The following is a 14921-nucleotide window of genomic DNA, read 5'->3' on the forward strand; positions in this document are numbered from 1 at the left end:
CGGGCCGCCCCCCGATGGTGCGGCTTCGGACAAGGGAACCTCCGCGGAGCCGGCCGCCGGTGTGCGGACGTACGGATTGACCGGCGTCGAGCTGGCCGACGCCCTCTACCTCGCGGCCCTGTGGGCCCGGGCCGGGCACGGCACGGGCCCACAGGAGCCCGAGGACGGCACCGGCACCGACGCGGCCGAGGCCAAACAGGACGCCGATCCACCACCGCGTGAGCGGGTGGACGACGGCGATCCCCGACCGGCGGACCCCGAACGTGGGTCGGATCCGGGGCCCGCGCCGAGGACTTCCGGCTCCGGCCCCCGGGACGAGGACACACGGCCGCCGGACGGACCGGAGGAGGAGCCCGCACCGCGGAACCCGTCCCCCGGGGCCTCCCCCGTCACGGTCGAGGCGGCCCCCGACGGCTTCGGTGACCCCGACCCCGAGCCGGTGGGGGTCTTCCCCGCGGGCGAGACGTCCCTGCCCGCCTCCGCCTTTCTCGCGAGCCAGGCCCTGACCACCGCGCTGCGGCCCTTCCACCGCACCCGGCGGTGCGGACCGGGCCTCGAAATGGACATGGAGGAGACCGCACGGCGCTACGCGCGGGCCGTGCTGGCCTCCCGGGGCGGCCGCGTACCTGCTGTTCCGCCCGTGCTCCACCCGCCCGCCGCGCGTACGACCGTGGCCACGGTCGCCATCGACGCCGGCGCCTCGATGTCCCTGCACCAGGACGTGGCGGCCTCCCTGCTCTCCGTGCTGCGCGCCAGCGGGGCGTTCCGCGAGGTGCGCGACTACTACTTCGACTCCGGCGGCACGGACGCCTCCCCTCCCGTGCTCCGCGATCCCACGGGGGCGCCCGCCGGTCCGCTCCGCCGCCGGGAGGAGACGCATATCGGCCTGGTCGTCACGGACGGTATCGGGGCCCGCTGGCACGGCGGCGCCCTGCGCTCCTGGCTGGCCGAGACCGTGGCCCCGACACGACTCGCCATCGTCCACATGCTGCACCCCCACCAGTGGCACCGCACGGGGACCCGTACCGTCCCCGCGATCCTGACCGCCGGGCCGACCGCGGACGGCCGTGGCCCGCGCGCCTTCGCGGCCCCCGACGCCCCCGAACTCGCGACGGACGACCGCGACCTGGGATCGGTGATCCCCGTGCTGTCGCTGCATGCCGAGGCCGTCCACGACTGGGCGATGTTCGTGATGGGACGCGGTGCGGGACGCCTGGCCGTTCCGGTCCTGCCCGTCGACCCGGCCGTCCTGCCGTCCCGCCCGCCGGCGGCTCCCGACCGCGTCCGGCCGCGGGACGCCGCGGGGATGGTGAAGCAGTTCGCCCAGGAGGCATCGGACACCACGCTCCGACTGGCGGTCGCGTTGGCCGCCGTACCGGCGCACCCCCGGGTCGTGGACCGGGTGGCCCGGCGGGTCCTGGGCGGTCCGGGGCGTGCGGAGCTGGCGGAGATCTTCTTCGGCGGGCTGGTGCGGGCGTTCCGGAGCGGGCAGGGACCATCCGGGCCCCCCGGACCGGAGCACGGGGGGAAACGGCCCGCGTGGGACTTCCGTGAGGGGGTCCGCCAGGAGCTGCTGGCTCTCGGGCGGGTCTCCAAGATCCGTTCCCTCGTACTGATGGCGGCCCGGGAACTCAAGGCGGAGGACCCGCTCTTCGCGACCCTCGACAGGGCCCTGCGGGGGCGGGGCCGCCGGCCGGAGCGCGGTCGCGACTCGGATCTGTGGTGGGGTCAGGTGGAACCCGCCCTGACCTCCGCCCTCTTCACTGTCCGATTCCCGGAATTAGTGGATTTCTACCGCGGGAGCGGTCCTCGCGCGGGGAATCCCGGATCCGCTCGTGGGAATGTTGGTGAAGAATTCTTTGTCGGCGCCGCTCCTTCCGGTGGCGGCGCCGTTGAGCATCGGCCCCCCGACCGGAGGCGGCCGGAGACCCTTGAGGATGGATTGATGACCCGGTTCGATCAGAGAACTGAGAACCAGCAGGCCGGGGGCCTCAGGTCGGTGATGGGCCAGGGGCGCCCCGAAAGCGCGGCGTGGGTCCGGGTGCCGCATCGCAACCCGATGTTCGTGGGGCGTACCGGGCTTATAGGAATTCTTCGGGATAAAATCCTCAGCAACAGTCAGCAGGCCATCACGGCGCTCAATGGAATGTCGGGTGTCGGGAAAACGGAACTCGCCAAGGAGTACCTGCATCGCTATGCTGGCGAATACGATCTGATCTGCTGGATCCCGTCGTCGCACGACAACCAGATCCGCCAGACCTTTTCCGAACTGGCCGAACAGCTGGGGCTGGGGTACGAGGGGGCCGCGACCGGCCACGTGGTCCGCGGAGTGCTGGAGGCGCTGCGCCAGGGCCAGCCGTTCAGGCGCTGGCTTTTGGTGTTCGACAACGCGGAGACCCGTGAATCTCTCAACGAGTACCTCCCGGTGGCCGGGAGTGGGCACGTGATCATCACGTCCAGGAACCAGAGCTGGTCGCGGGGGGCCGCGGAGGGCTTCCTGCCGGTGACGGTGTTCAGCCGGGACGAGAGCGTGCAACTGCTCAAGCGGCGCGGACCGCGGGAGCTGACCGACACCGACGCGGAGCGGCTGGCGGAGGAGCTCGGAGACCTCCCGTTGGCGTTGAACCAGGCCGCGGTCTGGCTCAACGAGGTCCGGATGGACATCCACGAGTACCTGGACCGGCTGGCCGAGAAGAAGCAGGACATGCTCCGGCTCCTCGAACCCGTCGACCCGGACTACCCGATCCCGGTGGCGGCCGCGTGGAACGTCTCCCTGGACCGGCTGATGCGCGGCAACAGGGCCGCGGGCCAGCTGCTCCAGCTCTGCTCCTTCCTGGACACCGTCCCCGTCCCGCGGGACCTGTTCAAGTTCGGGCGCAGCATCGACGCGCCCCCGGAGCTGCTCCGGGCCCTGGGCGACCCGGCGCAGCTCGGCATCGCGATCCGCGACATCGGCCGGTACAGCCTGGCCCAGATCGACTACCAGCAGGACACGATCTCCCTGCACCGGTTGGTGCAGGGCGCGGTACGGGCGACCATGTCGCCCGAGGAGCAGGAGAAGATGCGCCACTGCGCGCACCAGCTGCTCGCCGGCAACGACCCGCGCAGCGACTCCCCGGAGAGTGCGCGGCAGTACGCCTTCCTGGCCTCGCACGCCTGGGCTTCGAGGGCCTGGGACTGCGAGGACGCCTGGGTGCGCGACCTGGTCGTGCGCCTGGCCGACCACTTCGAGCGGCGCGGTGAGTACGACGAGGCGCTGCGGTGGGGGGAGACGGCACACGCGGAGTGGACCGAGCGGCTGGGGCCGGACGCCCGGGACACACTGCGGATCGAGATCTACATCGCCCGGTCCCTGCGCGGCAAGGGAGATCTCGGCCGGGCCGGCGACATGTGCGCGGACACCATGCGGCGCATCGGGTCGGTGCTCGGGGAGGAGTCCCCCGAGTACATGGTGATCGAGGCCGACCACATCCGTAACCTCCGTATCTCCGGCGACTTCCGCCAGTCCCTGGCGCTTACCAAGGAGAGCTGGGAACGGCGGATCCGGCTGTTCGGGGACGACGATCCGGACACGCTGAACGCGGCGCACTTCCAGGCCTTCGACCTTCAGCTGGTCGGTCGGCTCGCCGACTCCCTGGAGCTGTACGCCGATGTCTGGGCCCGTAAGGAGCAGGTGCTCGGCGCAGAGCACGGGATGACCCGAGCCAGCATCGACGGCTATGCCGGTGTGCTCATGGAGACAGGTGAGTACCGCAAAGCCAGGGAGGTCCAGCAGCACCTGGTCGAACGGTCCGCCGTCCTGTTGGGGGAACGGCACAAGGCGGTTTTGTCGCTGCGGGCGACCCTGGCCGTGATGGTCCGGCGCGTCGGGCGGCTCAAGGAGGCCGCCGAGATCTCCGAGCAGGTGCTACGGCTCTGCCGATCGCAGCTGGGCGAGGAGAACAACAACACCCTGAGCGCCGCGCTGGTGCACTCGCTGTCCCTGTACTCGACGGAACGCTACACCGAGGCTCTGGAACTGGCGGAGAGCGCGGGGGAGCGGTACGCCAAGCTCCTGGGCGCCGAGCACACCAACGTGGCCTCCGCCGACGTGAACCGGGCCATCATCCTGCGCCGCCTGGACCGCCTGGTGGAGGCGCGTGAGCTGGACGAGCGGTCGATGCTGCTGTTCCGCGACAAGCTCGGCGTACATCACCCCACCACCCTGTCCTGTGCCATCAACCTGGCCAACGACCGGTTCCGGGCCGGAGATGTCGAGGGTGCGCTGGCGAGCGATGAGGAGACCCTGAGCGCGTGCCGGGAGGTGCTGGGTGAGCGGCACCCGCTGAGCATCCTGGCCTGGCGCAACCTGGTGGTGGGGCGGCAGGCCGGTCGGGGCGCCGACCGTACGGAGATCGACGAGGTGGAGCAGGCCTACCGGGAGGTCATGGGGCCGGACCACCCGGCGACCCTGAGCATCGGCAACCTCGTCCGCGGTGACTCCGACATCTTCATCAACATGCTGTGAGGCGTGCTTCCGGTGGCCTCCCCGAGCAGGAGGCCACCGGAAGGTCAGGGGGTTTCCGTTCGCGCTGCAACGACCAGCGGCGGCCATGCCTCCAGGGGGAGGGAGACCCGCGTACTCTCAGGGTGCTGGGAATCCCGTACCTGGACAGGGTGACCCGGCGCGAACCTGACTTCGACGCAATTGCTGTTGCCACCCTCCGAGTGCGAGGACTTCACCCATGCGCCGGGGTTCCGTGCCAGACCCTTCACCGATCGCCTCGCAGAGAGCTTTTCACCTGCTTCACACCGGGCATCATCGCCCACTTTCTTCCCGATCTCATCAGAGGTCGCTCCTGTTCTCCTCGCGGCCCTGACGGCGTGGCCCGCGTGCGGTATGCCCATATTGTGATGCTTTCGGGTCAGCCCTGTACATGCCCGCTGGGGTAGTGATCATGTAGTCCGTTGCGGAATTTGGACGAAAGGATCTATATGGCCAGGCTCGTACGGTTTCAGGTGGACGAAACCGACTCCGTGGTGGTGGAAGTCGATGATGGTGACGCCAGTTCGCAGGTGGGATCGAGCGACATCATCGAAGACGCCGCCGACGATTTCTCCGCCAAGCTCGGATCGGTGCGGAAAGCCGTTGAGGTCGCCCTTCGAGAACTGGGTGAAACCCTGAACCCGGAAACGATCAAGGTGAGCTTCGGCGTCAAACTCAACGCCCAGGCCGGGGCCGTGATCGCCAAGACCTCGGTGGAGGGAAATCTCCAGGTGGAAATGGAGTGGAAGCCGAAATCCACCGGTCCCGTGCCGGACTGACCCCGCTGCGGGGCGAGAGCGCTACCGCCGCGCCGCCTCCCGCTGCCGCCGCGCCGCCGTCACCGCGGCGCGGCCGCTCCGGCCGCTGCTTAACATGCTGGACATGCGCATTCTCGTGGTGGAGGACGACGACCGGGTCGCCCGCGGGCTGGTGACGGCACTGCGGTCGGCCTCCTTCGAGGTCCAGCGGGTCGCCACCGCGGAGCGGGCGCTGGCGGCGCCGCCCGCCGACGTGGTCCTGCTCGACCTGGGGCTGCCCGACGCCGACGGGATCGACCTGCTGCGGCGGCTGCGCGAGCGTCCGCAGACGGCGATCATCGCCGTCACGGCCCGGGCCGAGGAACGCGACCGGGTGCGCGGGCTGCGGGCCGGGGCCGACGACTACGTCGTCAAGCCCTTCGGGGTGGCCGAGCTGCTGGCCCGCATCGACGCGGTGCTCCGGCGCACCCGCAGCGCCCGTTCCGAGGTGGAGCCCGAGGAGCCGCCGGTCACCGTCGGGGCCCTCACCCTGGACGCCGCCTCGCGCACGGCCGCCGTCGGCGGCGAACCGGTGCGGCTCGCCCGCAAGGAGTTCGACCTGCTCCTGCTGCTGGCCTCCCGGTCGCCCTCGGTGGTGGCCCGCGACCAGATCCTCGACCAGGTGTGGGGCACCGCCTGGGAGACGTCCTCGCGCACCCTCGACACCCACATCGCCTCGTTGCGCGCCAAGGTGGGCCACGCGGTGCGGATACGCACCGTCCGCGGGGTCGGCTACCTGCTCGACGAGGCCTGACGTGCTGCGGCGCCTGCTCCTCATCCTGGTGCCGACCGCGTTCGTGCTGGTCGCCGCGGTCCTCGTCCCGTTGGGCACGGTCGTGGCGGGGCAGCTCACCCAGGAGATGTACGTGGACCGGCTCGGCGACGCCGGGAGGTTCACCGCGCTGGCCCGCACCGCGCTCGACACCGGGCGGGTGGACCCGCTGGCCCGGGAGATGGAGCGCTACGAGGAGCTGTACGGGATCCCCGCCGTCGTGGTCGCCCCCGACGGGGCGGTGGTCACCGGGTCGGGCGACCGCGCCCGGATGCGCGAGCTGCTGGACGCCGCGCAGGCCCGGCCCATCGTCACCGCGGCGATGGCGGGGGAGCGGCCCGCGCCGCCGGCCACGGTCTGGCCGTGGAGCGGGGAGCCGCTGGTGGTGGCCGAGCCGATCGGCCGCGACAGCGAGGTGGCGGGCGCGGTCGTGGTCGTGTCGCCCACCGACCGGCTGGGGGCGGAGATCCTCGGTTCGTGGGCGCTGCTCGCGCTGTTCAGCGTGCTGCCGCTGACCCTGCTGGTGTCGGCGGTGGTGCCGCTGTCCCGGTGGGTGCTGCGGCCCATCAACCGGCTCGACGCGGCCACCACCGCGGTCTCCTCCGGCGACCTGGAGGTGCACGTGGACGCCGCGGGCGGGCCGCCGGAGCTGCGCAGGCTCACCGACTCCTTCAACACGATGGTGGGTGTGGTGAGCCGGGCGCTGGACCGCCAGCGCGCGTTCGTCTCGGAGGCCTCGCACCAGCTGCGCAACCCGTTGGCGAGCCTGCGGCTGGCGGTGGAGAACCTCGCGCCGTACCTGGAGTCGGAGGAGGCGCGGGAGGCGCACGCGGTGGCGATCGACGAGACCACGGTGATGCACCGGATGCTGAACTCGCTGCTGGCCGCCACCCGGCTGGAGAGCCTCACCGGCACGGAGCCGGTGGAGGCCGCCGAGGTGCTGCGCAGCCGCGAGGAGCGGTGGCGGGCGCTGGGGGAGGGCCGGGGGATCGCCGTCGAGACGGACGTCCCGGCGGGCCTGTGGGTGCTGGCCCCGGCGGGCGGGCTGGGCAGCATCCTGGACGAGCTGGTCAGCAACGCCCTGAGGCTGTCGGGCGGTACCCGGGTGGTGGTGCGGGCCGACCCGGGCGACCCGGTGCGCCTGCGGGTCCTCGACGACGGGGAGGGGCTGCCGGAGGCGGAGTACGCCCTGGCCCTGGACCGGTTCTGGCGCTCCCCGCGCCACCAGAACACCGAGGGCACCGGGCTCGGCCTGGCCATCGTCGCCGACCTGATGGGGGAGGCGGGCGGGCGGCTGGTCCTGGGCACGGGGCTGCCCGGCACCGGCCGGCGCGGTTTCGGGGTCACCCTGGAGCTCCCCGCGGCCGACCCCGCCCCCGACCGCCGGGACGCCGACTAGGACCCGCCCTCCGAACGCCCTCCGGTGCCGCCGGAGGGTTCGCGAGGCGTCCGGCGGGTTTCCGGAGGCCCGGAGGAGGCGGCTCAGGAGGGCTTGTTCTCCCGGTACCACCGCTCGGCGCCGGGGTGCAGCGGGACCAGGCCCGTGGAGATGCCGGTGCGCACGTTGATCTGGGCGGCCTCGGGCCGCTGGGCGGCCAGCCGGGCCGCTCCCCGGTACACGGTGTCGGTCACCTCGAACACCAGGTCGTCCGGCAGGTCGGAGCGGCACAGCAGCAGGTTGGGCGTGGACATCGTGGGGCAGGCGGGCACCCCGTGGTAGGTGGTCGCGGGGATGGTCGCCTGGAAGTACGACTCGGGGTAGGCGTCGGCCATGACCCCCGCCGTGCCGCTCAGATCGATGAAGCGGACGTCCCGCTCCCGGGCCAGGCCGGCGATGGCGGGGGTGGGCAGCCCGGTCAGGGAGAACATGGCGTCGATCCCCCCGGAGGCCAGGGCCTCGGCGGAGGCGGCCTGGTCCATCAGCACGGTCTCGGCGGACAGCCCGGTCTCGCGCAGGATCCGCTGGGCGGTGAACTCCGTGCCGGAGTCCTTGGAGCCCACCGACACCCGCAGCCCCGCCAGGTCGTCCAGGCCGCGGATCGCCGACTCCTCGGGCACCACCAGGTGGACGAAGCTGTCGTAGAGGCGGCCGACCGCGCTGAGCCTCCCGCCCTCGGAGATCTCCGACTCGTGGTCGAGCGTGGAGTCCAGGCTCGACAGCCCCAGGTGCGCGTTGCCGTCCTCCAGCAGGTACAGGTTGTCGTGCGAGGCGTTGGTGTCCACCGTGACCACCTCGGTGCCGGGCAGCCGCTCCCGCATCAGGACGGCGATCTCGGCGCCGATCTCCCGGAACACGGCGCCGGGCGGGCCGGTGGCGATGACGAGTTCGGGCACGCGCACACCGGACTCGCGCGCGCACCCGGCGAGCACGGCGCCCGCGGCCGCGCCGAGCACCCCCAGCAGCACACTCCTGCGATCCGGTCCCATGACAGCAGGGTAGGCGGCGCGGCACGGGACCCGCCCCGGCGGCCCGGGCTCCAGGGGCGGGGCCGCTCCCGGTCCGCTCCGGCGGGCGCCGAAACACGGCGAAACACGGCCGGGCACCGGGAAACACAGGCTTCACCGACGGACAGGACCGCCGAAACACGCCGTTCCTAGCGTCTGGGGCCATGGACACACCGCTGTATACACGCCCGGCCGGGCCCGCCGCCGACCCGGCCGGCTCCCGCCGGGACCGGGTCTACGCCCTGCTGCGGGAAGAGGTCCTCAGCGGCCGCATCGCCCCGCACACCCGGCTGGGCGAGGTGCGCCTGGCCGAGCGCTTCGGGGTGTCGCGCACGCCGGTCCGCGAGGCCCTGGCCCGGCTGTACTCCGACGGCCTGGTCGAGCGGCGTGAGAACGGCTTCCACATCACCGTCCCCGACCTCGCCGAACTGCGCGACCTCTACGAGCTGCGGGTCACCCTCGAACTGCGCGGCATCGCCCGCGCCATCGAGGACCCCGCCCTGCGGCACGACCCCGCGATCCTCCGCGCCCAGCGCGAACGCTGGGAGGCCATCGGGGCCGACCCGCCCGCCCCGGACGCCTCCTTCGTGCTGCTGGACGAGGACTTCCACACCGACCTCTCCCGGGCCTGCGGCAACCGGGCCCTCACCGACTCCCTGGTCTCGGTCAACCGGCGCATCCGGCGGGTGCGCATGTACGACTTCCTCACCGAGGACCGGATCGCCTCCACCATCACCGAGCACCTCGCCATCGTCGGCCACCTCCTCGACGGCGAACCGGACGCCGCCTACCGCGCCCTCCACGAGCACGTGGGGGGCTCCATGGAGGTCGTCCTGGAGCGCGCCCGGCGCGCCCTCACGCAGATGGCCCTGCACTCCGGCGCGTTCTGACCCCGCCCGTACAGGGCGCCCGCCCGGCGCCGCCGACCGGCCCACCGAACCCGGACCAAGGAGAGCCAGCGTGTTCGATTCCGTGCTCGTCGCCAACCGCGGCGAGATCGCCTGCCGCATCATCCGATCCGCCCGTGCCCTGGGGCTGCGCACCGTCGCCGTGTACTCCGACGCCGACGCCGGCGCCGCGCACACCCGGCTGGCCGACGAGGCGGTCCGGCTGGGGCCCGCCCCGGCCTCCCAGAGCTACCTCGACGCCGAACGCGTCCTGAGGGCGGCCGCCGACACCGGGGCCGGGGCGATCCACCCCGGCTACGGGTTCCTGTCCGAGAACGCCGCCTTCGCCCGCGCGGTGGAGGAGGCGGGCCTGGTCTTCGTCGGCCCGTCCCCGGACCACCTGGAGCGGTTCGGCGACAAGCACACCGCCCGCAAGGCCGCCGCCGCGGCCGGACTGCCCATGGTCGCGGGCAGCGACACCCTGCCCGACGCCGACGCCGCGGTGGCCGCCGCCGAACGGATCGGCTACCCGGTCATCCTCAAGGCCACCTCCGGGGGCGGCGGCATCGGCCTGCGGCCGTGCTACGACGAGGCCGGGCTGCGCGCCGCCTTCGAGCAGGTGGAGCGGACGGCCCGCACCCACTTCGGCGGGGGCGGGGTGTTCCTGGAGCGGTTCGTCTCCCGGGCCCGGCACATCGAGGTCCAGGTGTTCGGAGACGGGCACGGCCGCGTGGTCACCCTGGGGGACCGCGACTGCACCCTCCAGCGCCGCAACCAGAAGGTCGTGGAGGAGGCGCCCGCCCCCGGCCTGACCGACCGCGTCCGCGACGAGCTGCACCGCACCGCCCGCGAGCTGTGCGCGGGGGTGTCCTACCGCAGCGCCGGGACCGTGGAGTTCGTCTACGACGTCGACCGCGGCGAGGCGTCCTTCCTGGAGGTCAACACCCGGCTCCAGGTGGAGCACCCGATCACCGAGGAGATCACCGGCACCGACCTGGTGGCGTGGATGCTGCGCCAGGCCCGCGGCGAGGACGTGCTGGCCGGAGTCCCCGACGAGGGCCCGGCCCGCACCGGGCACGCCGTCGAGGCGCGCGTGTACGCGGAGGACCCCGCCCACGACTTCCGTCCCAGCCCGGGCCTGCTCACGCGGGTGGAGTTCCCCGAGGGCGTCCGCGTGGACGGCTGGGCCGCCACCGGGCGCCGGGTGACCGGCGACTACGACCCGCTGCTGGCCAAGGTCATCGTGCGCGGCGGTGACCGGCGGCAGGCCTGGGACCGGCTGGCCGCCGCTCTGGCGGACACCCGAGTGGACGGGGTCCAGACCAACCTGGGACTGCTGCGCGCCCTGGCCGCCCACCCGGACGTGCGCGCGGTCGGCCACACCACCGCGACCTGCGCGGGGGTGGGCGACCCCGAGCCGCGGATCGAGGTGGAGCGCGCCGGGACCCTCACCACCGTCCAGGACTTCCCCGGCCGCACCGGCTACTGGCAGGTGGGCGTCCCCCCGTCGGGCGCCATGGACGACCTCGCCCTGCGGCTGGGCAACCGCGCCCTGGGCAACCCCGAGGGCGCGCCCGGCCTGGAGTGCACCATCGAGGGCCCGGCCCTGCGGTTCTCGCACGCCGCCACCGTCTGCGTCACGGGCGCACCCGCCGAGGTCACCGTGGACGGGGTCCCGGCCGCCCAGTGGGAGCCGGTGGAGGTCCCGGCGGGCGGCCTGCTCGACATCGGCCCCGCCCGCGGCCCGGGCATGCGCACCTACGTGCTGGTGCGCGGCGGCCTGGACGTGCCCGAGTACCTGGGCAGCGCCTCCACGTTCACGACCGGCGGCTACGGCGGCCACAGCGGCCGCGCGCTCCTGCCGGGCGACGTGCTGCGTCCCGCACCGGTCGCGGAGGGAGCCCCGGAGCCCGCCCCCGTCCCCGCGGCGGAGCGGCCCGTCCCGCCCGTCCCCACCGAGGGCGGGGCGCACTGGGACATCGAGGTGTCCGAGGGGCCGCACGCCGCCCCCGAGTTCCTCACCCGGGAGGGCATGGACGCGTTCTACGCCACCGCCTGGCGGGTCCACCCCCAGTCGGCGCGCAACGGCGTGCGCCTGTCCGGCCCCAAACAGGGCTGGGCCCGGCTGGACGGCGGCGAGGCGGGCCTGCACCCCTCCAACGTGCACGACACCGCCTACTCCGTCGGCGCCGTCAACCTGTCCGGCGACACCCCGGTGCTGCTCGGACCGGACGGCCCCAGCCTGGGCGGGTTCGTCTGCCCGGTCACCGTGGTCTCCGGCTCCCGGTGGAAGGTCGGCCAGCTCCGCCCCGGCGACACCGTCCGGTTCCACCCGGTCACCGAGGCCGCCGCCGAGCGCCTGCACACCGAGCCCGCCGCGGCGCCGCTGCTGCGCGGGGGCGGAGGCGACGGCGACGACGGCGTCCTGGGCCGCATCCCCGCCGGGGCGGACTCCCCGGAGGTCGTCTACCGGCGCGGCGGACACGACAACATCCTCGTCGAGTACGGGCCGATGGTCCTCGACCTGGGGCTGCGCATGCGCGTCCACGCCCTGATGACCGCCCTGGAGGAGGCGGGGACCGACGGCATCGTCGACATCACCCCGGGCGTACGCTCCCTGCACCTGCACACCGACCCCGAGCGCCTGCCGCTGCGCACCCTGCTGGGCCTGCTGCGGGAGGTCGAGCGGGACCTGCCGTCCGCCGCCGACCTGAGGGTGCCCAGCCGCACCCTGAACCTGCCGCTGTCCTTCGACGACCCGTCCATCCACGAGGCCATCGCCCGCTACGGCACCGCCGTGCGCGACGACGCCCCCTGGAACCCCGACAACATCGAGTTCATCCGCCGCATCAACGGCCTGGACTCGGTCGACCGGGTGCGCGACATCGTCTTCGACGCCTCCTACCTGGTGCTCGGCCTGGGCGACGTCTACCTGGGCGCGCCCGCGGCCACCCCGCTGGACCCCCGCCACCGGCTGGTCACCACCAAGTACAACCCGGCCCGCACCTGGACCCCCGAGGCCGGGGTCGGCATCGGCGGCGCCTACCTGTGCGTGTACGGCATGGAGAGCCCCGGCGGCTACCAGCTGATCGGCCGCACCGTCCCCATCTGGTCGGGGCTGGGCCAGTACGGGCCGTTCGAGCCGGGCGTGCCCTGGCTGCTGCGGTTCTTCGACCGGATCCGGTGGTACCCGGTCGGCCACGAGGAGCTGCTGGACCTGCGGGCCGACCTGCTCGCCGGGAGCCGCGGGCTCGAGATCGAGGACGGGGAGTTCGTCCTCGCCGACCACGAGCGCTTCCTGGCCGACAACGCCGGCTCCATCGCCGCCTTCCGGGCCCGCCAGGCCGCCGCGTTCGAGGCCGAGCGCCTGGCCTGGGAGGCGGCCGGGGAGTTCGACGACCGCCCCGAACCCGAGCCGGTCGCCCCCCTGGCGCTGGAGACGCCGCCGGGCGCCGCCGTGGTGGAGGCGCCGCTGGCCGCCTCCGTGTGGAAGGTGGACGTCCGTCCGGGCGACACCGTCGAGGAGGGCCAGCCGGTCGTCCGCCTGGAGGCGATGAAGCTGGAGGTCGTGGTGCGCGCGCCCAGAGCGGGAACGATCTCCGACATCCTCGTCACCCCGGGCCAGCACCTCGACCCGGGGAGCGCCCTGGCCGTCATCACGCAAGGAGAGACCGCCTGATGCACCGACCCACCGACCGCGTCCGCGCCGCCTACCGGCGGATCGCCGAGGCCGACCGCCCCGAGGTCTGGATCTCCCTGCGCCCCGAACCCGAGGTGCTGGCCGACGCCGCGCTCCTGGAGGAGCGGCTGGCGGCGGGGGAGGACCTCCCCCTGGCCGGGCTGCTGCTGGCGGTCAAGGACAACATCGACGCGGCCGGGCTGCCCACCACGGCGGCCCACCCGGGGTTCGCGTACACACCGGAGGAGAGCGCGCCCGCGGTGCGGAGGCTGGCCGGGGCCGGGGCCCTGGTCCTGGGCAAGACCAACCTCGACCAGTTCGCCACCGGCCTGGTGGGCACCCGCAGCCCCTACGGCGCGGTGCGCGGGGCCGCCGACCCGGAGCGGATCTCGGGCGGCTCCAGCTCGGGTTCGGCGGTGGCGGTCGCCCTGGGGATCGCGGACCTCGCCCTGGGCACGGACACCGCCGGCTCGGGGCGGGTGCCCGCCGCCCTCAACGGCATCGTCGGGATCAAGCCCACCCTGGGCCTGGTCCCGGCCTCGGGGGTGGTCCCGGCGGCCCGGCCCTACGACTGCGTCACCGTGTTCGCCCGCGACCTGGGCACCGCCCGGGCGGCGGTGGCGGTGATGTCGTCCCCGGCGGAGGACGACCCCTACTCCCGGCCGGTGCCCGCCGACGTGCGCCTGGCCCCGCGCGGGGCGGGCCGGGTGGCGGTGCCGTCCCCGGAGGGCCTGGAACCGCTGCCGGAGGCGGAGCGGGCGGCCTTCGCGGCGGCCGCGGCCGTGCTGGAGAAGACCGGCGCGGAGGTCGCCGAGGTGGACGTCGCCCCGCTGCTGGAGGCGGCCCGGCTGCTCTACGACGGCGCGCTGGTCGCCGAGCGGTACGCGGCCGTCGGGGACTTCCTCAAGGCGCACCCGGAGGGGGCCGACCCCACCGTGGCGGGCATCATCCTGGCCGCGGAGGACCTCCCCGCGCACCGGCTGGCCGCGGACCAGCAGCGCCTGGCCGCCTACCGGGCGACGGCGGCGGGGATCCTCGACGGGTTCGACGCCCTGCTGCTGCCGACCACGGTCGGGCACCCCACCCTGGCGGAGGTGGCCGCGGACCCGGTGGGGGTGAACTCCCGGCTGGGCACCTACACCAACTTCGTCAACCTGCTGGACCTGGCGGCGGTCGCGGTCCCGGCCGGGGAGGCGGAGGGCCGCCCGTTCGGCGTGAGCCTCATCGCCCGGGCGTTCGAGGACCAGGTGGCCCTGGACCTGGCCGGAGCGCTCACCGGGCAGGACCCGGGGGAGCTGCACCCGGGCGCGGGCGTGGAACTGGCGGTGTTCGGCGCCCACCTGCGCGGACAGCCGCTGCACCACCAGCTCACCGGGGCGGGCGCCCGGTTCGTGGAGGCCACCGCGACCGTGCCGGAGTACCGGATGGTCGCCCTGCCCACGGCCCCGCCCAAGCCGGGGCTGCAACGGGTCGCCTCCGGCGGGACCGCGGTGGCCTGCGAGGTGTGGAAGCTGTCCCCGGCGGAGCTGGGGGCCTTCCTGGCGGCGCTGCCCGCGCCGATGGCCCTGGGCGCGGTCACCCTCGCCGACGGGCGCTCGGTGGTGGGGTTCGGCTGCGAGGCGGTCGCGGCCGAGGGGGCGCGGGACATCAGCGGGTACGGCGGCTGGCGCGCCTACCTGGAGGCGTCCCGGGACTGAGGCGGGGCGGCGCCGCACGCGGCCCCCGCGGGCCGGGCCAGGTGCTCCCGCCGGCCGCCGGGAAAAGGGGATGGGCGGCCGCGGAGCCGTTCCCACCGCCCCTCCGGGCCGGACTCGGG

The 14921-nt window shown here is 74.0% G+C and carries 9 protein-coding genes; 7 read left to right on the forward strand and 2 right to left on the reverse strand.

The annotated features are described in order from the left end of the window. Positions 1 to 76 precede the first annotated feature (76 nt). Positions 77 to 4507, forward strand: a complete 4431-nt coding sequence (gene fxsT, locus ABZ249_RS24440; protein WP_355267073.1) for an FxSxx-COOH system tetratricopeptide repeat protein — start codon at positions 77 to 79, stop codon at positions 4505 to 4507. Between the two features lie 44 nt (positions 4508 to 4551). Here the strand turns inward: fxsT and ABZ249_RS24445 are convergent, their stop codons facing one another. Continuing rightward, positions 4552 to 4887 (reverse strand): DUF397 domain-containing protein, encoded by a 336-nt coding sequence (locus ABZ249_RS24445; protein ID WP_355267076.1) that lies wholly within the window; start codon positions 4885 to 4887, stop codon positions 4552 to 4554. Between the two features lie 111 nt (positions 4888 to 4998). On the opposite strand from ABZ249_RS24445, the gene ABZ249_RS24450 reads away from it, so the two are divergent. The 3 genes from ABZ249_RS24450 (at position 4999) to ABZ249_RS24460 (ending at position 7493) form a co-directional block, all read left to right on the forward strand. Then, positions 4999 to 5304 carry a CU044_2847 family protein gene (locus ABZ249_RS24450; RefSeq protein WP_355267079.1) on the forward strand — a complete coding sequence of 102 codons (306 nt, stop codon included), beginning with the start codon at positions 4999 to 5001 and terminating at the stop codon, positions 5302 to 5304. A gap of 94 nt (positions 5305 to 5398) precedes the next feature. Continuing rightward, on the forward strand, positions 5399 to 6076 hold the full coding sequence (locus ABZ249_RS24455; protein WP_355267082.1) for a response regulator transcription factor: 678 nt from the start codon (positions 5399 to 5401) through the stop codon (positions 6074 to 6076). 1 nt (position 6077) lies between these two features. After that, the gene (locus tag ABZ249_RS24460; RefSeq protein WP_220563754.1) at positions 6078 to 7493 is read left to right on the forward strand and encodes a HAMP domain-containing sensor histidine kinase; all 1416 of its coding nucleotides are present in this window, start codon (positions 6078 to 6080) and stop codon (positions 7491 to 7493) included. Positions 7494 to 7576: 83 nt separating this feature from the next. On the opposite strand, the gene ABZ249_RS24465 is transcribed toward ABZ249_RS24460, so the two are convergent. Continuing rightward, positions 7577 to 8521 carry a TAXI family TRAP transporter solute-binding subunit gene (locus ABZ249_RS24465; protein ID WP_355267085.1) on the reverse strand — a complete coding sequence of 315 codons (945 nt, stop codon included), beginning with the start codon at positions 8519 to 8521 and terminating at the stop codon, positions 7577 to 7579. A 182-nt stretch (positions 8522 to 8703) separates the two neighbouring features. Here ABZ249_RS24465 and ABZ249_RS24470 point away from each other — a divergent pair, with 182 nt between their 5' ends. From ABZ249_RS24470 to atzF, 3 genes are all read left to right on the forward strand, one after another. Continuing rightward, complete coding sequence (locus tag ABZ249_RS24470) at positions 8704 to 9429, forward strand: GntR family transcriptional regulator (RefSeq protein WP_355267088.1); 726 nt, start codon at positions 8704 to 8706, stop codon at positions 9427 to 9429. Between the two features lie 70 nt (positions 9430 to 9499). Beyond that, positions 9500 to 13105, forward strand: a complete 3606-nt coding sequence (gene uca, locus ABZ249_RS24475; RefSeq protein ID WP_355267091.1) for an urea carboxylase — start codon at positions 9500 to 9502, stop codon at positions 13103 to 13105. Then, positions 13105 to 14802, forward strand: coding sequence for an allophanate hydrolase (gene atzF, locus ABZ249_RS24480; protein ID WP_355267094.1), 1698 nt, complete (start codon positions 13105 to 13107; stop codon positions 14800 to 14802). The genes uca and atzF overlap by 1 nt, the downstream gene beginning before the upstream one ends. Positions 14803 to 14921: the final 119 nt, after the last annotated feature.

This window comes from Nocardiopsis sp. NPDC006139, assembly GCF_040614155.1.
Lineage (GTDB): Bacteria > Actinomycetota > Actinomycetes > Streptosporangiales > Streptosporangiaceae > Nocardiopsis > Nocardiopsis changdeensis.

Coding starts and splice junctions, on each gene's coding strand:
- ABZ249_RS24445 (WP_355267076.1), bottom strand. CDS start 4,887: ATGGGCATACCGCACGCGGGCCACGCCGTCAGGGCCGCGAGGAGAACA.
- ABZ249_RS24455 (WP_355267082.1), top strand. CDS start 5,399: ATGCTGGACATGCGCATTCTCGTGGTGGAGGACGACGACCGGGTCGCC.
- ABZ249_RS24465 (WP_355267085.1), bottom strand. CDS start 8,521: ATGGGACCGGATCGCAGGAGTGTGCTGCTGGGGGTGCTCGGCGCGGCC.
- ABZ249_RS24470 (WP_355267088.1), top strand. CDS start 8,704: ATGGACACACCGCTGTATACACGCCCGGCCGGGCCCGCCGCCGACCCG.
- atzF (WP_355267094.1), top strand. CDS start 13,105: ATGCACCGACCCACCGACCGCGTCCGCGCCGCCTACCGGCGGATCGCC.